Source organism: Liquorilactobacillus oeni DSM 19972, assembly GCF_001436275.1.
Lineage (GTDB): Bacteria > Bacillota > Bacilli > Lactobacillales > Lactobacillaceae > Liquorilactobacillus > Liquorilactobacillus oeni.
This window is the reverse complement of record NZ_AZEH01000020.1, coordinates 349078-369892: the sequence shown is the minus strand read 5'-3', so window position 1 is coordinate 369892 and position 20815 is coordinate 349078. Positions and strand designations below refer to the sequence as shown.

The window sequence follows — 20815 nt, the reverse complement described above, 5'->3', positions numbered from 1 at the left end:
ACTTCTATAATTAGGGCTGTAACAGAAAGGAGTCTTTTAAGTGTCTTATAAAGCAATTAACCCTTATAACGGTGAACTGATCCGAGAATTTGCCGAAACATCCAATGAAGAATTGGAGGCTGCCTTAAAAAAAGCTGATGCTTTTTATCGTCAGGCAAAGACAGAGCCGATTTCAAAAAGAGCAGAGCTGTTAGCAAAACTTGCAAACGAATTTACAAATAACATTGATAAATATGCTCGTTTCATGACAACAAACATGGGCAAAAGAATCTCTGAAGCTCGCGGAGAAGTTGAAAAAAATGCAGCCTTTGCAAATTATTATGTCAATAACGGTGAAAAAAACCTTAAAAACCAAACGTATAAAAGTGTAGCTGGAAAAAAAGCGCATACCGAATTTAATTCAATTGGTACGATTCTTGCTGTTGAACCTTGGAATTTTCCTTACACACAGATCATGCGGGTCTTCGCACCTAATTTTATCTTAGGAAACCCAGTATTATTAAAACATGCCAGCATTGTTCCAGAATGCGCACAAGCTTTTGAAGATGCCTGCAAAACTGCTGGCCTTCCAGAAGGTGCATTTAAGAATCTGTTCATCAATTACGATCAAGTCAATAAAGTCATTGCTGATGATCGTGTTCAAGGTGTTGCCTTAACCGGTTCTGAAAAGGCTGGTGCGATTATTGCTGCAGAAGCTGGTAAAAATCTGAAGAAATCTACAATGGAACTTGGCGGCACCGATGTTTGCATCGTTTTAAATGATGCTGACCTTGAAACCGCCGTCAAAGGTGCTGTTTCGGCACGCCTGAATAATTCTGGGCAAGTCTGCACTGCAGCTAAAAGATATATTGTCCAAAGTAGAATCTATAATAAATTTCTTGCTGGAATTATCGAAGAGTTTAAGAAGAAAAAGCTGGGAGATCCATTAGACGAAACGACAACGCTGGCTCCCCTTTCTTCAAAAACTGCACAAAAGAATTTACAAGAACAAGTAAGTAAAGTTATTGCCGGAGGATCTAAAGTTATTTGGGGTGATCCCACTCCTGTAGAAGGCCCTGGTGCCTTCTTTAATCCTCTGATCATCACAGGTATGTCCTCTGCCAATCCGATGTATGATACTGAGCTTTTTGGTCCGGTTGCACAAATTTACAAGGCCGAAACTGAAGAGGAGATTTTAAAAATCGCAAACCATTCACAATATGGACTTGGCGGGGCAGTTTACTCAAGTGATCCAAAACATGCACAGAAATTAGCTACTAAAGTTGAAACTGGCCAGGTGGCACTTAATCAGCCTTTATCTTCTAACCCGGAATTTCCATTCGGCGGTGTTAAAAGATCTGGTTATGGCCGCGAATTAAGCGATTTGGGAATTCGTGAATTTGCTAATATTAAAACGGTGTTAGAATGATTAAGTTAAAGTAAGTTATTTTTAAAAGTAATTTAAAAAGGCCCTTGACTGCTCGCTAAATTAGCGTTAATATACCGATAACAAATTAAATTTAAATGAGAAGCGTTGATTAGGAAAGTATTTTACGTACGCGGTTTTAGGGACTCTCCGATAATGGAAAGGTGAGCGAACGAACGTAAAAGAAAATCACCTTTGAGCTGCAGTTCGAAATCAAAGCGATATTAGATTCTGCTGGGGACTCCCATTATCGAGTGTGCAAATTCTTATAAAGAGTTTGTAAGAGGCATCTTTTTCATAGTAGGTGCAATTTAAAGGTGGTACCGCGTTTTAACGCCCTTTGACCAGATAGATGGTTAAAGGGCGTTTTTTGTTTAGATTTAATAAAAAGGTAGGTGAGGAAACCATGCAAGGCGATGAAAGTGGTATTAAAAGCGACGATGGCAATATTCAGATTTTAAAGTTGAAGTACAGTTTTAGCGGTTCCTCACCAGCATGGACATGCATTTAGGAACCGCTCTCAAAAAATGGAGGGGTTAACAATGAATCAAACACAAACTAAAGAAACTACATCTCTGACAAAAGAACAAGAAAACTTTGCACAAAAACTTTTTCATGCTTACACTACTCGTACACCGCTTCTCGTTTCTGATTGGCAGGGGGCCGTAAACGACGATGAAACAGCATATCGAGTTCAAAGACGGCTAACAGATCTCAAAAAAGAAAAAGTCGGTGGTTACAAAGTCTCTCTTACAAGTGAGGAAACTCAAAAAATGTTTGCTTCTACTTCTCCGCTTTATGGAGCACAAGTTACAAGCCGCTTTCTCCATGCTCCGACCAGTGTCAGTCTCTCAAACCTAATGGAGCCGCTTGTTGAAGTTGAACTTGAATTTAAAGCGGTCAAAGAACTTAAAAGCACTGATTCTCTTCTTGAATTAATGCAAAAGACAACTGTTGCCGCTGGTTTGGAAGTTCCGGACTCGCGCTTTAAAGATTGGTTCCCGACATTATCCAAGTACTTGGTGATGTCTGATGCAGCTGTCGGTGGCCTTGTTCTTTATGGAAATGAAAAACCGACCACTGAAGTCTTCAAGACTACTGAAGAACTCGCACATGTTAATTGCGAACTACTCTATAATGGCAAGAAACTTAAAGAAGGTGTTTCATCTGAAGTCTTGAATAATCCGCTGAATTCTCTTCACTGGCTGGTTAAAAAACTTGAGGAACAAGGAACACCACTTCAAACAGGACAAATGGTTTCTACTGGGACATTCGTTTTGCCGCCTAAATTAGCTGTTGGTAATTGGACTGCCAAGTTTGACCATACTCTAGGAAACGTTGAATTAACAGTTACAAAATAATATCTTAATTAAATAATAAAACATTATTTTGTTATCGAACTTAGATGATATAAGCTGAAGACCTTGAACACTGACAGCAAACTGCAAGTATAGTTTATTTATGTGTAATTCGTGATGAGACGGGAAGAGTTGTCTGCTAAAACACAGTAATACAAAAACCGAAAATGGTACGGAGGGATTGAGTCAAATTATTTGGCTTAATCCCTCTTTTAAGTTCATGTTTCGTTTTTTATTACTTATTTTTTACATCCTTCTAAATAAAAACACTTAACTTACAATTTTTTATCCAACGAATCAGTTTTTTCAAATACAGTCTTACATGCTTCAACTTTTCAAGTAATTTATAAATATTCTCTTTAAAAGACTTGCCATAAATTGTTTAATACAGCTAAATGAAGTATCATGATACAGTAAAACCATTATTTACAAAGGAGAAAATTTTATGTTTGACATTATTAAGGCAATTATCTTAGGAATAGTTGAAGGTATAACTGAGTTTTTGCCTATTAGTTCAACGGGTCATTTAGTACTTGTAGATGAATTCATCCAACTGGAACAGTCAAAACAGTTTGTTGATATGTTCAATGTAGTAATCCAGTTAGGAGCAATTATGGCTGTCGTTGTCATCTACTTCCATAAGTTAAATCCCTGGTCTCCACGCAAAAGCACGGTTGAAAAGAAAAAAACTTGGACACTGTGGAAAAAGGTAATTGTTGCTGTAATCCCTTCAATCTTGATAGGCTTACCATTAAATGATTGGATGGATGAACATCTTATGAACTGGTTTGTTGTTTCAATGGCTTTAATTATTTATGGAATACTCTTCATTGTAATTGAAAACCGCAACAAAAAGTTGACACCGACATATGATGATCTGGATGCTCTTACATATAAAACAGCAATTACTATCGGTTTGTTTCAGATATTATCATTGGTTCCTGGTACTTCTCGTTCAGGTGCCACAATTTTAGGCGGGATTATGATTGGTACTTCTCGTTTTGTTGCTGCTGAATTTTCATTTTTCTTGGCCATCCCAACAATGTTCGGTGCTTCATTGCTAAAGCTCTACAAATACTTCACACACGGCGGTACACTTATTGGGTCACAGGGAATTGTTTTAGCAGTTGGTGTTATTGTTTCCTTTGTAATTGCATACCTTTCAATTCGCTTCTTGCTTAATTATGTTAAGAAAAATGATTTTAAAGTATTTGGCTGGTATCGTATTGTATTAGGGGTTATCGTAATTGGCTACTTCACACTGTTTCATTAAGCTCTGGTGGCTATATATTTGAATTCAATACGTTTCAAATTCAAATCAGCTGCAGAAAAATAATAATTTTATATTAAAAAAGCTTTCAAATACAATCCACATGATTCTTTGCGTATGCTGGATGAATAAACTAAGGGCCCGTGACGGAAGATTGATTTCGTCACGGGCCCTTAGCTGTATATTTAAATGTTTAGAGCTTGATAAGAATAAAAATAATAAACTTTATTACTTACTTTCCTTTAATATAATTCTGGCCGTCTGCAGCAGGCGCAACAGCTTTACCCAAGAAAAAGACCAATACAATAATAGTAATAGCATAAGGGGCGATCTGGAACCAAACTGAATTAACCTGCGATAAAACAGGAACGTAACCGCCAATTATCGGCAAACTCTGAGCTAACCCAAAAAAGATTGCGGCGCCTGTCGCACCTAAGGGATTCCACTTACCAAAAATCATCGCAGCAAGTGACATAAAACCTTGCCCCGAAATCGTGCTTGCGGAAAAATTCAAAGTAATCGATTGTGCCATTACAGCGCCTCCGATTCCGCCCAAAAATCCTGATATTAAAACACCCAAGTATCTATACTTGCCTACATTAATTCCCAATGTATCAGCAGCAGTAGGATTTTCACCGACTGAACGCAGTCTTAACCCGATATTCGTGCGATAAAGAATATACCAGCTTAAAATTCCTATAAAAACAGCGACAAAGGCAACTAGAGAAGTCCGTGAAAAAAGAACCTTTCCTACAAATGGAAGCTGTGACAAACCTGGGAAAGTGAAACTGCCCATACTCTGGTCAATGACAGGTGTCTGCCCTTTTCCGTTATAAATAATACGGGTTAAAAAGACGCATAATGCTGGTGCCATCAAATTTAAAACTGTCCCGCTGATAATATGATTAGCTCTAAAAGTAACTGTAGCTACTGCATGCAAGATTGAAAAGAGCAGCCCAAAAACAGCACCGACAAGCAAAGAAATCCAAGGAGTCGCATTTCCTAAAACGTTGGCAAATGAAAGGTTAAAGACCGTACTGCTGAAAGCCCCGACAATCATCATACCTTCCAACCCAACATTCACTATCCCACTGCGTTCTGAAAAAGTACCTCCAAGAGCAGTAAAAATTAAAGGAGCGGCATAAATTAAGGTAGTCGAAAAGACTGTCATTAAAATTGTTGTTAAACTCATTTATCTGCACCTTCCTTTTCGCTTACCCGTTTTTTAGCAAACCAGCGTTTTTTCAATAATAATTCAAAGACATATTTGATCGAAACAAAGAAGATAATTGCTGCAATTACAATATCAACAATCTCACTTGGAGTATTCGAATAAACGGAGATACTCAATCCGCCAATCTGCAAGGCTGAAAAAAGCAAGGCTGAAAAGACGATCCCAATCGGGTTTTCGGCTGCAAGTAAAGCAACTGCCATACCATTAAACCCAACGCTTGGAAGATTGTTTGAAACAGAAATATTCTGAAAATTTCCCAAACCATCTATTGCTCCGCCAAGCCCAGCAAGCAGCCCCGAAATAAGCATCGCAATTACAATAGTTCTTTTTACATTTACGCCCGCATATTTGGACGCAGACTCATTAAGCCCTACTGTTTTAGTTTCAAAACCAGAACGGGTTTTATTAAAATAAAACCAGATTAGTGCGACGACGATCAATGCAATAAAAAATCCCCAATTAAAAGTTGAGTTATGTGTAATTTCCTGCAGAAAATTAGTATTTAAACTCGCTTTTCTGACAATATTAGGCGAAGAATCACTCCCCTTTGCTGCTAACCAGTTCTTTACAGCAAAGTTAACGAAATACAGCGCGATATAATTCAACATAATTGTAGTAATTACTTCACTGGTGCCAAAGTATGCGCGTAAAACACCAGCAATCATCGACCAGATTCCACCAGCAACTGCTCCGCAAAGCAGTCCGCCTGTAATCAGCAAAAATCCGGGTAAGTGTGAAAAGTTAAGGGTAAAGGCAATCGTGCTAAACCACCCCACTAAATACTGTCCTGGTCCACCAATGTTAAAGAACCCAGCTTTGCTTGCTACTGCAAATCCTAATGCTGTCAAGATAAGCGAGATCATGTTACGTAAAGTTTCACCTATGGAATAGATATCTCCAAAAGCTCCTACTAACAAATTTTGATAATTTTGTAATGGATCATACCCAAAAGACAACATTACGATTGCACCAACTATAAAGCCGGCAAAAATCGAAATCAATGCATTGGATATTCCCTTAAATGATTTACTGAGCACGCCTTATTACCTCTCTATTCCTGTAGAAACTGGTGTTTTGCCAGCCATCATCAACCCTAATTCTTCGCTGGACGTATTTTGCGGATCAATTTGTCCAACTACTTTGCCTTCATGAATTACAATGATACGATCAGATAACTTTAAAATTTCGTCAAGTTCAAAACTGACAAGTAAAACTGCACGCCCAGCATTTCGCTGTTCCATAATTTTTTCATGGATATACTCGATAGCACCAATATCAACCCCACGAGTAGGATTAGCAGCAATTAAAAGCTTAGGTTCCTTTGCAATTTCACGGGCTACGATTACTTTTTGCTGATTACCACCGGAAAGATCACCTACAAGTTCTTTTTCACTTTGCGAACGAATATCAAAATCTTTAATCAGCTTTCTTCCATTTTGATTAATCAATTTATAGTTCAAAAGACCGTATTTGCTGATAGGTTCATGATAATAATCTTTTAACGCCAAATTTTCAGCAATTGTTAACGGTAAGATCAAGCCCACATTTTGCCGATCTTCCGGGATGCAGCCCACACCAGCTTCTGAAATCTTTCTTGCAGAGTAGTTTTGAAGTTCTTTGCCATCAACTTTGATACTGCCCGCTCTGACTTTTCTCAACCCAGTAATTGCCTCGATCAGCTCACTTTGTCCATTTCCATCAACTCCGGCAATTCCTACGATCTCACCTTCATGAATGGTTAGATTAAAATCTGAAACCTTGCGGCGCTTATGTGCGTCAACTTCCAAATTCTTAACTTCAAGCACTAGCTTATCCTGGGGTACAGTTTTCTTATCAAGCGCTAAGTTAACTTTGCGGCCAACCATCATTTCAGCAAGCGTTTCTTCCTTCGTCTCACTGACTTTAACTGTATCAATAACCTTACCCATCCGAATAACAACACAACGGTCAGCTACTTCCTTGATTTCCTTTAACTTATGAGTGATAAAAATTACCGCTTTACCTTCAGCTGCTAAAGCTCGCAAAATCTTGATCAACTGATCAATTTCCTGTGGTGTCAACGCAGCAGTCGGTTCATCAAATATAAAAATATTGGCTTTGCGATACAAGGCTTTCATAATTTCTACACGCTGTTGCATTCCTACAGTAATATCGCGAACCTTCGCATTTAAATTGATATCAAGATGGTATTTCTGTGCAAGTTTCTGAATTTCAGTAGCTGCTTTTTTGTAATCAATAAATGAACCTTTAGTCGGCTCATCGCCTAGAATAATATTTTCAAGTACCGAAAAAGCTGGAATCAGCATAAAATGCTGATGAACCATTCCAATACCAAGTTTCTTTGCATCCCGGGGATTATTCATTACAGCTTTATGCCCATTAATCAAAATCTCCCCCGAAGTCGGTTCAAGCAGGCCAGACAGCATCCCCATCAAAGTTGACTTTCCAGCACCGTTTTCTCCTAAAAGAGCTAGTATTTCACCCTTTTTTAATTGCAAAGAGATATTGTCATTAGCCTTATAGCTGCCAAATTTTTTGGTGATGTTCTTAATTTCAACAACGTTATCCATACAGACCTCCTCCGATCCAGTATGCAATAAAATGGCGAAGTATTGGTCATCTCTTCTCCAATGCTTCACCACTTTTTGCTAAACAGCTTTCAAATTAGCTGATGATATCTTACCACCGATATCCTTAAAATTAATAATACTCTTATTTAGGGTCAACTTTAATTGAACCATCTTTAATTTTTTGTTGGTAACTTTGAACAACTTTCCAAGTATCACTAGGCATATTATCGTTAATGATACCTACTCCATTATCCTTGAGATCATAAGTAACAACTTTCCCACCAGGGAATTTATCCTTCATCGCCTGATTAGAAAGATCTTTAACTGCAGTACCCACTTTTTTAACAGCCGATGCCAAAGTTACATTACCGCCTTCATATGCACCATCGGCTTTTTGATCTTGGTCAACGCCGATAACCCATACTTTTTTACCATTCTTAGCAGAATTCTTAGCTGCTGTGAAGACACCTGCTCCAGTTCCACCAGCTGCATGGAAGATAACATCTTCATTATTATTAAACATTGCAGTAGCTAATGATTGACCAACATCCGCCTTAGAGAATGAACCGGCATACTTTACATCAACCTGAATTTTAGGGTTAACGGCCTTAACACCCTGTTTAAATCCAGCTTCAAAGGTTTTAATAACGTCACTTTGAATTCCGCCTACAAAACCAACTTTATTTGTTTTGGTTGTTTCAGCTGCCGCAACTCCAGCTAAGAATGAAGATTGTTCAGTCTTGAAAGTTATAGAAGCAACATTTTTACGGTTCTTAACAACTGAATCAATAATTGCAAAATTAGTATCCGGGTTTGCCTTTGCTGCTGAACCGATTGCGTTGTCTAACTTATAACCGATCCCAAAAATAGTTGCATACTTAGCTTTTACCAACTTATTAATGTTTGGCAAAAAGTCGGAATCATCATTCGACTGAGCATAATTATATCCATTCAAGCCCTTCTTTAAATTGTGGCTTTTACCCCAGCTTTGCAGTCCTTCCCATGCAGACTGATTAAATGACTTATCATCAATACCGCCGCCATCTGTTACTAAAGCAGCAGAATGCTTTGTCCCTTTACTTGTTGCAGAATTATTGCCGCAACCAACAAGAATAGTCCCCACCATCATTGTTGCTGCTAAAAATGCCAATACTTTTCTCTTCACTGAAATACAGCCCCCAAATTTTTATTTAACTTTAACTACGAAAAAGTATACAGCAGTCACGTTCTAAAATCAATATGTTTCGCAAAACAAAAAGTCTATTGTTCGTATTTTAATAAAATACTTTTTAAAAGAAGTAATTATCCTCAAAATAGGAGTTTTTTGACGAACACTGTTATGTTAGCTATAATTTAGGACAACTTAAAGAAAATCATATAGATAAGGGGCACTTAATTATGACAGAAAAGGTTTATTTTAACCATGATGGCGGTGTTGACGACTTGATATCTCTCTTTCTTTTGCTTCAAATGGATGACGTTGAGCTTGTCGGAGTAGGAGCAGTTGATGCAGATAGTTATGTCGGACCTTCCGTTGAAGCCAGCCGTAAAATTATTGATCGTTTCGGGCATGGCTTAAAAATAAAAGTAGCTACTTCTAACTCGCGAGCAGTCCATCCTTTCCCAAAAGAATGGCGGCTTGCAGCTTATTCAGAGAACGCACTTCCACTCTTAAATGAAAGCGGCAAGATCTTAACTCAAAAAAGCGATGAACCAGCGCATATTGATCTTTTACATAAGCTGCAACATGCCCAACAGCCTCTTTCGCTTGTTTTTACAGGACCTCTTACAGACCTTGCACGTGCGCTTGAACTCGATCCTTCAATTGAAAATAATATTAAGCAGCTGATTTGGATGGGCGGTACATTTCTCAAAAGAGGCAATGTAATCGAACCAGATTCAGACGGTACACAGGAATGGAACGCCTTTTGGGATCCGAAAGCGGTAAAAACTGTTTTTGACTCAAATATCTCATTGAAATTAGTGAGCCTTGAAAGTACCAATAATGTGCCGCTCACTCAAGAGATAAGACAGCATTGGGCTTCTCAAAGGCGCTTCACCGGTCTTGATTTTATCGGCAACAGTTATGCATTAGTTCCTGAACTAAGATTGTTCGAAACGAACTCGACATATTATTTATGGGATGTACTCACAACATGCTGCTTCTTCAATCCCACTATTGTAAAAACCCAAAAAATCACTTGTGCTGTCAGTATCACTGCGCCCAGTGACGGTAGAACTTATCTTACAGAGGACGGCCGTTCAGCCGAATTAGTTTATGACGTTGATCATAAAAAATTCTTTGCTTTAATTGATCAGCTTGCACGTAAAGCTGACTAAAAATTGACAATAATAAACCAGATAAGGTGAAGAACTCTTTTTACTCGACAATATTTTAGGTATAATGGAATGTGTATGGTAAAATCTATATGTTTCCATATTTTTTCTGATCTAGTACTGGATTTTTTTAAAGGTGGCCTATATGACAAAAGCGAATAATTATCAATTACCAAGTAATTTTGAACTGGATAAAAGCGTTCAATTATTTAAAGCTTTCGGAGATCAAACTCGTTATAAGATTCTCTTCTTATTAGCGGATAAGTCTTTATCTGTCAATGAGATTGCTGAAGAAATTGGTATTTCGCAGTCAGCCACTTCACACCAGCTGAAATTATTGCGTCAAACGGAACTAGTGCGCGGTATTCGTGCTGGTCAAAAGATCAATTATGAATTATCGGATCAGCATATTATTACAATTTTTGAGCAGGTTAGAGAACACGTCAGGGAAAGAGACCCATATCATAGAAAATAAGTATTAAAAATAAATAGACCAAGAATTATCAATACACCAGCAGCATTCTTTAGTCATTATTAGTGATGGCTTAAAATATAATTTAGCTTGTTATTAGGCAATTTGTTGTGTAGTGCTGAATAACACGAGTATTGCAAGTTAAAGTGAAAAGGTACTGAGTCAAAAGTTAATTTTTGACTCAGTACCTTTTTATAAAAACAACAAATTATGTTTAAAAACTCGTTTTTTGATTGCTCTCAAAATAATTCCTTAATGCATAATGTTTGATTTTACCGCTCGCTGTATGAGGAAGCTGTGAAACCTGAATAAAGTATTTAGGAACCTTATAATGTGCAATAACTTTTCTGCCATAGCTGCAAAGAAACTTCTTATCAAGTTCTTTTGCTGCTACAAAAAAAGCACACGGAACCTCGCCCCACTTTTTATCAGAAACTCCTATTACTGCAATCTCTTGAATAATGGGAAGTGTCATGTAAACTTCTTCTATTTCATTAGGAAAAATATTTTCTCCGCCTGACACAAACATTTCGTCGCTGCGGCCTTTTACAAATAGAAATCCTTCCGTATCTAGAGTACCAATATCTCCCGTGCGAAACCATCCATCAGATGTAAGCTTCTTTTCAAACTGGTCCTTATTATTTAAATAACCGCTAACCACGTTCGGTGCTTTAATTTGAATTTCACCTTCATCTTGTCCAGCAATTCGCAGCTGTACAGGAAATAGTGGCTTGCCGACCGAACCAATCTTACGTGCAGCATCTGCAAAGTTTAAAGCTACTATCTGTGAGCATGTTTCTGTCATTCCGTACGACTGAATCACCGCAAGCTTTTTTTCCTGACATGCAGCTAAAGTTGTTTTGGAAATGGCAGCACCTCCTAATAAAAAAGCACGAAAATGTTTCTGATATCCGCTTTTTGGAAAAACTGCAAGAAGCTGCTCAAGCATCTGCGGAACAACAGACATTAGCGTGACTGGCTGTCTGCACAGCAATCTGGTAATTTCAGCAGCTTCAAAGCGGCGTGTCAGCAAAACCCCCATGCCATAAACCAAGCTGCGCATAACAATAGAAAGCCCGCTGATATGAAAAAGCGGAACTGCACATAACCAAAGATCATCTGGAGATACTCCCAAATTAAAAGCAGACCCTACCGCTGAGTAAAAGTGATTACGAAAACTTTGAATTACACCATGAGGATTACCGGTAGTTCCTGAAGTATACATAATAGACGCTGTGCTTGTCTCTGGAAATTCCTGCTTTATAACCGGCTGAGCTGCAGCTGATTTTCTAATTTCAGCTAATGAACTAACAAACCATTTTTTTTGCAGCTCCTTGCATCCGTCCAGCCTTAAAGCTAATTCATCGTCAAATAAGACAACTTTTAGATGTGCATTATCAAGCTGCCTTTCAAGCTCAGCTGAACTTAGTCGAAAATTTAGTAAAACCGGGGTAATTCCAAGCTGCTGCAAAGCAAGAAGCATAAAGTAACTATTCGAGGTATTAGCCGGAATAAGCGCTATCCTATGTTCTCTTTGCAAATTTGCTTTAGTCAGACAGCCTGCTGTTCTAATAACTTCATTTTTCAACTGCTTAAAAGACCAGATATGTTCTTCAAAAATCAAGGCTGTCTTTTGAGGCACCAGCTTCGCTTGTTTCGTTAACCAATTTTCCAATTTTACCGCTCCTTAAACACTTTTACGGAAATTTTGGAAACTTATCAAAGTCAGGTTTGCGTTTTTCATTGAATGCATCCCGGCCTTCTTTTCCCTCATCTGTAGTATAAAAGAGCATTGTTGCATCACCACCGAGCTGCTGCAGGCCTGCTAATCCATCTGTATCAGCATTCATGGCTGCCTTAAGAAAACGCAGGGCTGTTGGAGACTTGGTCAGCAACTCGTCACACCACTTAAGAGTTTCAGTTTCAACGTCAGCGAGGGGTACAACCTTATTGATCCAGTTCATTTCAAATGCTTCTTTTGCTGTGTACCAATGGTTCATGAACCAAACCTCTTTCGCACGTTTATGCCCAATAACACGTGCCAGGTATGCTGAACCATAGCCGGCATCAAAACTGCCGACCTTGGGCCCAGTCTGCCCAAATTTAGCGTTATCAGCTGCAATAGTCAGATCACAAACAAGCTGCAAGACATTTCCTCCGCCAACTGACCAGCCCCTAACCATAGCAATAACTGGTTTAGGAATAATCCTGATCAGGCGCTGCAAGTCCAGCACATTTAAGCGTGCAATCTTATCGGGACCCACGTAGCCACCGTTTCCACGTACTCCTTGGTCTCCACCTGAACTGAAGGCTTTATCACCTGCTCCAGTCAGAATAATTACTCCGATTGAACTATCATCCCTGCAAAGAGTAAAAGCTTCAAGCAGTTCAGAAATTGTCACTGGTGTAAATGCATTCCGTCTTTCAGGACGATTAATCGTTAATTTGGCAATTTTGCCACTGCGTTCAAAAATAATTTCTTGATATTCCTTAACTCGTTGCCATTTTCTTGTTTCCATCTTTTTAATGTCCTTTCTGGTAAAATAGACTTATAAACCACTAACTCAGGAGATGTATGTATGAATCTGCTTGACACCTTGAATATAAAAACTGAAACTGTATCTGCTCAAAAAACTATTCTTGTGCTCAATGTAAGCGACAAAATAAAACAACCATTTGGATTTGTTCATGGCGGAATCAATGCAGTTTTAGCAGAAACTGCAGCCAGCATGGGAGCAAATACTCTTGCTGACACGAACCAGGCTGCTTTTGGTCTCAGCATCACCACAAATCACCTGCTGCCGGTTTCTTCCGGAACACTTAAAGCTATCGCGCATCCAATCCACATAGGAAAGAGAATTCAGGTTTGGCAAGTTAAAATAATTCAATACCCAAGCACCAAAGTTACCAGTGTTAGTACCGTTACGATTTCCCTTCAAAAAAAATTTGAAAGCGCCTCGCACACCAATTAATTTTAGCACACGCAAAAGTGAAAATCATAAATGAAGCCTTGAAAAAAGGAGCGGTTAACCTGATTTGATCCTTAAGGTTTCCCGTTTTTATTGCTGCTTTTATAATACGTTATTCGAAAAAACTATTCTTTGAATCCCCTTTTCTTGTGCTTGTGATTTGCTAAATATGTTATACTTTCGCGGATCATTTTAAGTGTATCTTCTTCAATGTAGCTAGTAACAGGACGCATTCCCTGTTCTACCCACAAAAGGATTACTCCTGTTACACCATTTGAAAAGTAAGCATACAGATATTCAAACTGCTGGTCGTTCACCCAGTCAATTTGATTCATCATGTAAGGACGAACAATTTCTTTACAGCTTGCAAAGATCCTTCTTAAAAAAAGGCTTCCTTGGTTTGCGTCCAAAGCGGCCTTTACTATCTCAGGATCAGCCTGCTTCAAAGCTTCGAAAATAGCTGGTAAAACAGTCCGCTGTCCCTGGCTGAATCGAAGTTTAATCAAGACAAGAGTATTTTTGAAAAGGTCCTTTCTTAAGCAGCGCTGCAAATCAAATTGACTGCTGTAATAATGATAAAAAGTACCACGTGTAATCTCAGCCTCTTTACAAATATCAGTAACATTGATTGCTTCAATATCTTCAATTCGCAGCAATTTTAAAAAGCTGCTGCGAATCACTTCTTTAGTACAGCGGCTTCGTTGATTATTTTTTATTCCAGTCAAAAAATCTCCTCCGTCAATTTAAGAAAGCCATCACAGCTGCACTTTCTAAATTGTCTTTTATAAAAATGACCAGTTGTTTATTCATGAATTTCTAACGGCAGTCCATCCGGATCAAAAAAGAAAGTCATCTTTTCACCTGTAAATGTGTCTTTTCTGATATCCTCTGTCCTTATCCCCATGTTTTCTAGTTCTGAAACTGTTTGTTCCACATCTGCAACTTTGAACGCTAAATGTCGCAGTCCTGTGGCTTCTCCCCTTGGAAAAGTCAGCCGTTGCGGTGCATCAGGTTTGATAAAAATCTCAAGGCGAACCGCTCCGTTTGCTAAATCAATTTTAATATCATTTTTGTCTGGTCGTTCATGCTGGGCAATTACTTCAAAACCCAATTTATTAACGTAAAATTCACGTGTTCGTTTTAATTCATGTCCGATAATAGCTACATGATGAAGCACTGTTAATTCCATTTTTTAGCCTGCCGTTTCCTTATTCTTCTTGTTGAATTTCAAAGTGACTGCCCTTTTCATCTACAATTCCAATCACTCTTTTACTCTTTCTTTTATCAATAAAACCCATAATTATTTTTCCAGAAGGACCGTTAGGGTCTTCTACAACCACATCTTCAAAAGCTTCACTGATGAACTTTTTACAAATTTCCACTTTTTTTCGCTGCTGTTCAGCCTGCTCTGCAGCCTTTGCAAGAGTAAAACCTTCATCTAAAAATTTTTTAATAGCCTGCACTTTAAAAAACATTTCAAATTGATATTTTCGCCCAGAACTCCTCTCCTCCGTAACAGACTCAATGTACTTCTTTTCTTCCCAATACCTCAGCTGCCGCGGTGAAACTCCTGTCAAGTTTCCTAGGTCTCCGATTCCAATAATTAAGTCAGCTTTTAGTGAAAAATTCTTTCCCATGTCTGCTCATCCTTTTTTAATACTTTTCATTGAAAACTGCTTTCTTCTTTATATATTTTACCAAAAAATAGCAGTAAAGCGATAATTCAAACAACAAGCCACTGTTTTTTCTAAAAATATACTTAATTACAGCGTAGTCCATCTTTTTTCAAAAAATCCTCAGACTGCAAGTAGTTTCTAAATTGACAAAGTGCTAATATCTATATATAAATCAACTATAAGTTATAGCTTAAAGGGAGCTGTCGCCGTGTTTTCACTCTTTATTCTTTTACTGCAGCGTCTTGGAATTATCTTAGTATTAGCATTCTTACTTGTTAATGTTTCCTTTTTTAGAAAGCTGATTACCAAAAAAACGCTAAAAGCTGCAACTGCTTTAATTGCAATTTTTGCAGTTTTTACAATTATTTCAAATTTAACTGGTGTCGAAATTACACGGGATAATTCTCTTGTACAAGCACCCTTTTTAACAGGATTGCCGCAATCAGACTCAATTGCAAATACGCGAACACTGGTTATTACCGTAGCCGGAATAATAGGCGGACCCTTTGTGGGCAGTATCGTTGGTTTCATTGGCGGTTTGCATCGTGTAATTCAAGGTAATTTTTCTGATTACTTTTATATTGTCAGTTCAACTCTGGTCGGTTTTGTCAGTGGTACTTTGGCTAAGCGGTTTTCTCAGCGCGATTCTTATCCTGCTTCTTGGGCTAGCGCTGCTTTGGGCTTACTTGCAGAATCCATTCAAATGGTTTTTATTGGCATTTTCAGTGGTCTGGCATTGGTAAAATTAATTATTATCCCTATGATGCTATTGAACAGTATTGGCGTTTCAGTTTTCATCTCTATCCTTAATGCATATCTTTCAAATGAACAGCAGCTTAAGGCAGTACAAACACATGATGTCTTAAACTTGGCTAACCGTACTTTGCCTTACTTTCGTCAGGGATTAAACATTAATTCCGCACAACAGGCATGCAGAATAATTAAAGAATATACTAACTTTGATGCTGTCGGAATTACTGACAGGATCAATGTGTTAGCTCATGTAGGAGCAGGTAAAGATCATCATCTTGCAGGGCAGGCTGTTTTAACTGACCTTTCAAAACACGTAATTGCAAGCGGAACTGCCCGTTTTGCCTATCATAAAAATGAAATTGGCTGTCCGAATGCCAATTGTCCATTAGCTTCAGCAATTGTCCTGCCTCTAAGAGTCAATGACAAGACAATCGGTGCATTGAAGATGTACTTTACAAAAGCTGAGCGTTTAACTACCGTGGAAGAAAACTTAGCACAAGGTTTAGCTTTGATTTTTTCCAGCCAGCTTGCTTTGGGTATGGCTGAAGAACAATCAAAGCTTGCCAGCGATGCCGAAATAAAATCACTGCAGGCCCAAATAAATCCCCACTTCTTTTTTAATGCTATTAACACCGTGAACGCTTTAATGAGGACAAACGTGGAACAGGCACGAGCAGCATTACTGCAGCTCAGTACTTTCTTTCGTTCCAGCTTGCAGGGCGTGACAGCAACACAAATCCCGCTCAAGCAAGAAAAAGAGCATGTCAACTCTTATATGTCACTGGAACAAACCCGTTTTCCAGACAAGTATACTGTCATTTATAACATAGATGCTGATTCGGAAGTAAAAGTACCGCCCTTTTGTCTGCAAGTTCTCGTTGAGAATTCAGTACGACACGCTTTTCCAAATAGACGTAAGGGAAATATCATCAGGATTTCTGTAAAACAACAGGAGCAATCTTTAATAATTGTTGTCGCTGATAATGGTATTGGAATCAAAAAAGAGCTGCTCACGCGCTTAGGACAGGAAACAATTGCATCTTCAACAGGCACAGGTACTGCACTAGTGAATCTTAATCGTCGTCTGATCGGCTTATATGGTAACGAAAGCCACTTGCAAATCCAAAGTTCAGAAAAAGGAACTACGATAAAAACAATAGTTCCAGTAAGCAACCCCCAAAATTTATCCCACCAATAAGCTTGTTTTATGATCGCGGTACGTGAACTATGTTTAGTTAAAACTTTATTTTTAACCCTAACATCCAAAAAATGATCCTGCTAACTGTTTTCAGCCTTTAAAAACTGACAAAAAATTACCTCTGCTATTGCACATAAAACAAATAATTAAAAATTCAAAACAGGCGAAGAATAAATATACTTTGTCAGCTTTTCATCACGAAAAGTTTCATTGGCTATTACTTATATTTAGCAAACAATGTTTCGAATATATTAGAAACATTTGCTTACAGGACTGGAAAAGCGCGAAGAAATCTTAATTTTTACCATGGCAAGGTCTATAAACCTGGCCGTTTCACCAACTCTGGCAAAACAAAAATAAAGGAGCGTGCCAATAATCGTTAGGCTTTGAGCATTAACTGCGAATTGCTCATAGTCAAATTCGCGGTTAAGTGGAAAAGACTGATTATTGGAACCCGTTAATATGGAAACTGTAAGAAAGCACAAAAAAGCTGAACCAAAACAATAAATCTTGGCCCAGCCCCTATTTAACAGCTTAATTCCGCTTATAAGTTAAACGCTCTTCAAAGCTATTGGTACTACCAAACTTCTCCAGCAAATGATAAAGTGAAGTAGTGTGTATAGCTATTTGTTAAGTAATTTCTGTCGAATTTATCCTAACAACTATTTAAATTATACAGAGAATGTTTTTGGAGGAAACACATGAACAATAAATTAACGATTGTAGTACCCTGCTACAACGAAGAACAAGTTCTACCAGAAACTGTAAAGGAACTGGGCAGTGTTCTGGAAAAAATGATAAGTGATAACAAGATTGACTCATCAAGTAAAATTTTATTTGTAAATGATGGCAGTATGGATAAAACTTGGGACTTAATTGAAAAATACGAAGAAAAATATAATTATGTGACCGGACTAAAATTCACTAGAAATTACGGACACCAAAATGCATTATTTGCAGGAATGAAAGTTGCAGCAAAAAAATCAAACTTGATTATAACAATCGATGCTGATCTGCAAGATGATGTTAATGCTATTCCTAAAATGGTAGACAAATATCTCGAAGGCTACGATGTTGTATACGGGGTCAGAAACAGTCGTGATACTGATACATTCTTTAAAAGAAAAACAGCGTTGGCATTCTATGAAATAATGAGAAAAATGGGAGTAGAGCTAATTCCAGACTCCGCAGATTACAGATTATTGAGCAAACGAACAACCGAAGGATTACTAGACTTTAGTGAAAGAAACTTATTTCTTAGAGGAATGGTACCTCTTGTCGGATATCGGTCTGCTAAAGTATATTATGCAAGAAAAGAACGCTTTGCAGGTAAATCTAAATATCCGTTAAAAAAGATGCTGAAGTTTGCAACTAACGGAATCACTTCATTTTCTACTGTACCTATTAAAATGATAATGGGCTTAGGAATACTGATAGTTAGTGTAGGAATTATACTATTTATTTACTCCCTAATAATGAAATTCACACACCACACCAGCGGCGGTTGGACCTCTTTGATAATCTCTATCTGGCTTCTTGGCGGAGTTCAGCTTATTAGTTTAAGTGTAATTGGCGAATACATTGGAAAAATATTTACAGAAGTTAAGAGGAGACCAAGATATAGAATTGAAAAAGATGACTATACAAAGAAAAATTAACACGGAATGTATGATATTATTTTTAGCAAAATGCAATAAATATCTTCAAAAACAATCGGAAATACGCTGGAGAAGAAGGTAGTTATTGATAAGACATATAAATAAATTAAGAAATTTATGCCTAAAAGTGTATTGCTGCTGAACATTCTAGTATTGATCCTTGAACATGCCCGGCAATTAGATTTAGTTTATAGCATTTCTATGATGCTACAGTTCAGAAAAACTTATAGTTAGCGAAAATTCATTTTAGCTTTTATCCAAATAATGTAATGCTGTTGTGAATTTCAACACAGTTATATTTTCTTAATAGGTACCAAAAATTATCTTAGCCTAGATTTATTAAATGTACCGTTAGTTAATTTACCTACTGTACTAAGTGTTTTTATAATATTTACAATCACAATAACCTTGCACCAATTACTACTTTTATACAAAATAAAACTTTCTTTCGTAATAGTTCTGGGCAACGGCCAAGATATTATAACGAAAAGGAAGTTTTCATGGTTAAAGTCATTCATGGTATCTCAGATTCATTAAACTATTATCGAATCTGCTTATCTTTACTTGCACAAGAGCCTCTAAGTATTACAGTTCTTAAGGATAGCATAGATGCTACTTATTTAACCTGTGTAACATCGACCTCTTGAACCCAGCCTTTTGGTGCCGGACGATCGCCTAATTGAATTTCTACCAAAGCCTCATAGAGCTTTTTAGTTACAGGACCGGCTTTTGTTTCACTAAAGAAGACATGCTTTTTACCCTTATAAGTTAAAGAGCCTACTGGCGAGATAACAGCTGCTGTTCCCATTGCTCCAGCTTCAGAAAGTTCATCAAGCTGGTCTGCCTCAATTTGTGTTTCCTTTGGATTCAAGCCCAGCTGTTCAGCAATTTCCAATAACGATTTTTTAGTAATTGAAGGCAAGATAGAATTTGATTTCGGTGTCACAAATTGACCGTCTTTTGTAATTCCATAAAAATTAGCTCCCCCAAATTCATCAACGTACTTATGTTCGCGCGGATCTAAGTAAAGACAATCGGCAAAACCAGCCTTTTTTGCTAATATTGAGGGCAATAAACTGCTTGCATAATTGCCAGCAGTTTTGGCTTGGCCGGTTCCACCATAGGCCGCTCTATCATAATCGCTCACTACATAAGGCATTGGATTCAACCCTTTAATATAAGCACCTACTGGAGTTGCGTAGATATGAAATTGATATTCCTCAGAAGGAGCAACACCAACTACTGGCTGTGTGCCAATCATAAATGGTCTAATATATAAGGAACCGCCTGTTCCGTATGGAGGTACAAATTCTTGATTGGCTTTAACTACTGCTTTTACTGCTTCCACAAATTTGTCTTCAGGATATGGTTCCATTAAAAGCCTCTTAGCAGAATTAGCGAGCCTTTTAGCATTCATGTCTGGGCGAAATAGGTTGATTCCGCCATCTTTCCTGCGATAAGCTTTTAAGCCTTCAAAAACTTCTTGACCATAATGAAGATCTTCTGCTGCTTCTGAAACAGTCAGCGTTGATTCAGTAGTCAACCCGCCATTTTGCCATTTACCATCTTTAAATTCTTCATGGTAGCTATACGGCAAATTCCGGTATTTAAAACCTAAATTAGACCAATCAAGTTCTTCAACTTTTTGTTTTGTATTTTCATCTGACATACTATCAGCTCCTCTTAAATTAAACTCTGACTTTCATAATAAATCTTCTTTTGCATTTTAAACAAGTGGTCGCAGCATCAATTTGCAAAAATTGCAACACCTCCTAGTTTTCAGTAAATTAAAAAGATCTCATAAACAATCAGTATTTGTTATAAGCACAGCGCCAACACTGTAAAATTAAAAAAGCCCTCTCAGATCATCTATAAAATGATCAAAAAGGACGCTTTTGCGTGGTACCACCTTTAT

General features: G+C 37.8%; 18 protein-coding genes and 2 other annotated features (1 of these 20 cut by a window edge). Of the genes, 8 read left to right on the top strand and 10 right to left on the bottom strand.

Annotation, left to right across the window (positions count from 1 at the left end; all coding sequences use genetic code 11):
- Positions 1-40: 40 nt before the first annotated feature.
- From FD46_RS02685 to FD46_RS02675, 3 genes are all read left to right on the top strand, one after another.
- A complete protein-coding gene (locus FD46_RS02685; protein ID WP_057895643.1) occupies positions 41-1408 on the top strand; it encodes an NAD-dependent succinate-semialdehyde dehydrogenase in 1368 nt (455 codons plus the stop codon).
- A gap of 96 nt (positions 1409-1504) precedes the next feature.
- Positions 1505-1749, top strand: a binding site (T-box leader).
- Positions 1750-1947: 198 nt separating this feature from the next.
- Positions 1948-2766 carry a 2-keto-4-pentenoate hydratase gene (locus tag FD46_RS02680; RefSeq protein WP_083479342.1) on the top strand — a complete coding sequence of 273 codons (819 nt, stop codon included), beginning with the start codon at positions 1948-1950 and terminating at the stop codon, positions 2764-2766.
- Positions 2767-3208: 442 nt separating this feature from the next.
- A complete protein-coding gene (locus FD46_RS02675) occupies positions 3209-4036 on the top strand; it encodes an undecaprenyl-diphosphate phosphatase (protein ID WP_057895641.1) in 828 nt (275 codons plus the stop codon).
- Positions 4037-4265: 229 nt separating this feature from the next.
- Here the strand turns inward: FD46_RS02675 and FD46_RS02670 are convergent, their stop codons facing one another.
- The 4 genes from FD46_RS02670 to FD46_RS02655 all read right to left on the bottom strand — a co-directional run bounded on the left by FD46_RS02670 (position 4266) and on the right by FD46_RS02655 (position 8966).
- Positions 4266-5225 (bottom strand): ABC transporter permease, encoded by a 960-nt coding sequence (locus tag FD46_RS02670; RefSeq protein WP_057895640.1) that lies wholly within the window; start codon positions 5223-5225, stop codon positions 4266-4268.
- Positions 5222-6304 carry an ABC transporter permease gene (locus FD46_RS02665; RefSeq protein WP_057895639.1) on the bottom strand — a complete coding sequence of 361 codons (1083 nt, stop codon included), beginning with the start codon at positions 6302-6304 and terminating at the stop codon, positions 5222-5224. Before FD46_RS02665 ends, FD46_RS02670 begins: the two co-directional genes overlap by 4 nt.
- A gap of 6 nt (positions 6305-6310) precedes the next feature.
- Positions 6311-7837, bottom strand: a complete 1527-nt coding sequence (locus FD46_RS02660; RefSeq protein ID WP_057895638.1) for an ABC transporter ATP-binding protein — start codon at positions 7835-7837, stop codon at positions 6311-6313.
- A gap of 142 nt (positions 7838-7979) precedes the next feature.
- Positions 7980-8966 carry a BMP family lipoprotein gene (locus tag FD46_RS02655; protein WP_420805338.1) on the bottom strand — a complete coding sequence of 329 codons (987 nt, stop codon included), beginning with the start codon at positions 8964-8966 and terminating at the stop codon, positions 7980-7982.
- A gap of 269 nt (positions 8967-9235) precedes the next feature.
- Between FD46_RS02655 and FD46_RS02650 the strand changes: the two genes are divergently transcribed.
- Together FD46_RS02650 and FD46_RS02645 are read left to right on the top strand one after the other, a co-directional pair.
- Entirely contained in the window at positions 9236-10177 is a 942-nt protein-coding gene (locus FD46_RS02650) for a nucleoside hydrolase (protein ID WP_057895636.1), read from the top strand.
- A gap of 142 nt (positions 10178-10319) precedes the next feature.
- Positions 10320-10649, top strand: coding sequence for an ArsR/SmtB family transcription factor (locus FD46_RS02645; protein ID WP_057895635.1), 330 nt, complete (start codon positions 10320-10322; stop codon positions 10647-10649).
- 211 nt (positions 10650-10860) lie between these two features.
- Here FD46_RS02645 and FD46_RS02640 read toward each other — a convergent pair whose 3' ends face one another.
- Together FD46_RS02640 and menB are read right to left on the bottom strand one after the other, a co-directional pair.
- Positions 10861-12321, bottom strand: a complete 1461-nt coding sequence (locus FD46_RS02640) for an o-succinylbenzoate--CoA ligase (RefSeq protein WP_057895634.1) — start codon at positions 12319-12321, stop codon at positions 10861-10863.
- Between the two features lie 22 nt (positions 12322-12343).
- Positions 12344-13165, bottom strand: coding sequence for a 1,4-dihydroxy-2-naphthoyl-CoA synthase (gene menB / locus FD46_RS02635; protein WP_057895633.1), 822 nt, complete (start codon positions 13163-13165; stop codon positions 12344-12346).
- A 60-nt stretch (positions 13166-13225) separates the two neighbouring features.
- Here menB and FD46_RS02630 point away from each other — a divergent pair, with 60 nt between their 5' ends.
- The gene (locus FD46_RS02630; protein ID WP_057895632.1) at positions 13226-13618 is read left to right on the top strand and encodes a PaaI family thioesterase; all 393 of its coding nucleotides are present in this window, start codon (positions 13226-13228) and stop codon (positions 13616-13618) included.
- A gap of 122 nt (positions 13619-13740) precedes the next feature.
- Here the strand turns inward: FD46_RS02630 and FD46_RS02625 are convergent, their stop codons facing one another.
- The 3 genes from FD46_RS02625 to FD46_RS02615 all read right to left on the bottom strand — a co-directional run bounded on the left by FD46_RS02625 (position 13741) and on the right by FD46_RS02615 (position 15252).
- Positions 13741-14340: a TetR/AcrR family transcriptional regulator gene (locus FD46_RS02625; protein ID WP_057895631.1), complete on the bottom strand. Its 600-nt coding sequence runs from the start codon at positions 14338-14340 to the stop codon at positions 13741-13743.
- 77 nt (positions 14341-14417) lie between these two features.
- The gene (gloA2, locus tag FD46_RS02620) at positions 14418-14804 is read right to left on the bottom strand and encodes an SMU1112c/YaeR family gloxylase I-like metalloprotein (RefSeq protein ID WP_057895630.1); all 387 of its coding nucleotides are present in this window, start codon (positions 14802-14804) and stop codon (positions 14418-14420) included.
- A gap of 19 nt (positions 14805-14823) precedes the next feature.
- Positions 14824-15252 (bottom strand): MerR family transcriptional regulator, encoded by a 429-nt coding sequence (locus tag FD46_RS02615; RefSeq protein ID WP_057895629.1) that lies wholly within the window; start codon positions 15250-15252, stop codon positions 14824-14826.
- A 247-nt stretch (positions 15253-15499) separates the two neighbouring features.
- On the opposite strand from FD46_RS02615, the gene FD46_RS02610 reads away from it, so the two are divergent.
- Together FD46_RS02610 and FD46_RS02605 are read left to right on the top strand one after the other, a co-directional pair.
- Positions 15500-17242, top strand: a complete 1743-nt coding sequence (locus FD46_RS02610; RefSeq protein WP_057895628.1) for a sensor histidine kinase — start codon at positions 15500-15502, stop codon at positions 17240-17242.
- Positions 17243-17943: 701 nt separating this feature from the next.
- Positions 17944-18900, top strand: coding sequence for a glycosyltransferase family 2 protein (locus tag FD46_RS02605; RefSeq protein WP_057895627.1), 957 nt, complete (start codon positions 17944-17946; stop codon positions 18898-18900).
- A 616-nt stretch (positions 18901-19516) separates the two neighbouring features.
- Here the strand turns inward: FD46_RS02605 and FD46_RS02600 are convergent.
- On the bottom strand, positions 19517-20569 hold the full coding sequence (locus FD46_RS02600) for a branched-chain amino acid aminotransferase (protein WP_057895626.1): 1053 nt from the start codon (positions 20567-20569) through the stop codon (positions 19517-19519).
- Positions 20570-20782: 213 nt separating this feature from the next.
- Positions 20783-20815, bottom strand: a binding site (T-box leader); it runs 197 nt beyond the window's last position.

Bases quoted from the DNA above. Each gene is read 5' to 3' on its own strand.
- FD46_RS02680 (WP_083479342.1), top strand. From the start codon at position 1,948: ATGAATCAAACACAAACTAAAGAAACTACATCTCTGACAAAAGAACAA.
- FD46_RS02675 (WP_057895641.1), top strand. From the start codon at position 3,209: ATGTTTGACATTATTAAGGCAATTATCTTAGGAATAGTTGAAGGTATA.
- FD46_RS02670 (WP_057895640.1), bottom strand. From the start codon at position 5,225: ATGAGTTTAACAACAATTTTAATGACAGTCTTTTCGACTACCTTAATT.
- FD46_RS02660 (WP_057895638.1), bottom strand. From the start codon at position 7,837: ATGGATAACGTTGTTGAAATTAAGAACATCACCAAAAAATTTGGCAGC.
- FD46_RS02655 (WP_420805338.1), bottom strand. From the start codon at position 8,966: ATGATGGTGGGGACTATTCTTGTTGGTTGCGGCAATAATTCTGCAACA.
- FD46_RS02650 (WP_057895636.1), top strand. From the start codon at position 9,236: ATGACAGAAAAGGTTTATTTTAACCATGATGGCGGTGTTGACGACTTG.
- FD46_RS02645 (WP_057895635.1), top strand. From the start codon at position 10,320: ATGACAAAAGCGAATAATTATCAATTACCAAGTAATTTTGAACTGGAT.
- menB (WP_057895633.1), bottom strand. From the start codon at position 13,165: ATGGAAACAAGAAAATGGCAACGAGTTAAGGAATATCAAGAAATTATT.
- FD46_RS02630 (WP_057895632.1), top strand. From the start codon at position 13,226: ATGAATCTGCTTGACACCTTGAATATAAAAACTGAAACTGTATCTGCT.
- gloA2 (WP_057895630.1), bottom strand. From the start codon at position 14,804: ATGGAATTAACAGTGCTTCATCATGTAGCTATTATCGGACATGAATTA.
- FD46_RS02615 (WP_057895629.1), bottom strand. From the start codon at position 15,252: ATGGGAAAGAATTTTTCACTAAAAGCTGACTTAATTATTGGAATCGGA.
- FD46_RS02605 (WP_057895627.1), top strand. From the start codon at position 17,944: ATGAACAATAAATTAACGATTGTAGTACCCTGCTACAACGAAGAACAA.
- FD46_RS02600 (WP_057895626.1), bottom strand. From the start codon at position 20,569: ATGTCAGATGAAAATACAAAACAAAAAGTTGAAGAACTTGATTGGTCT.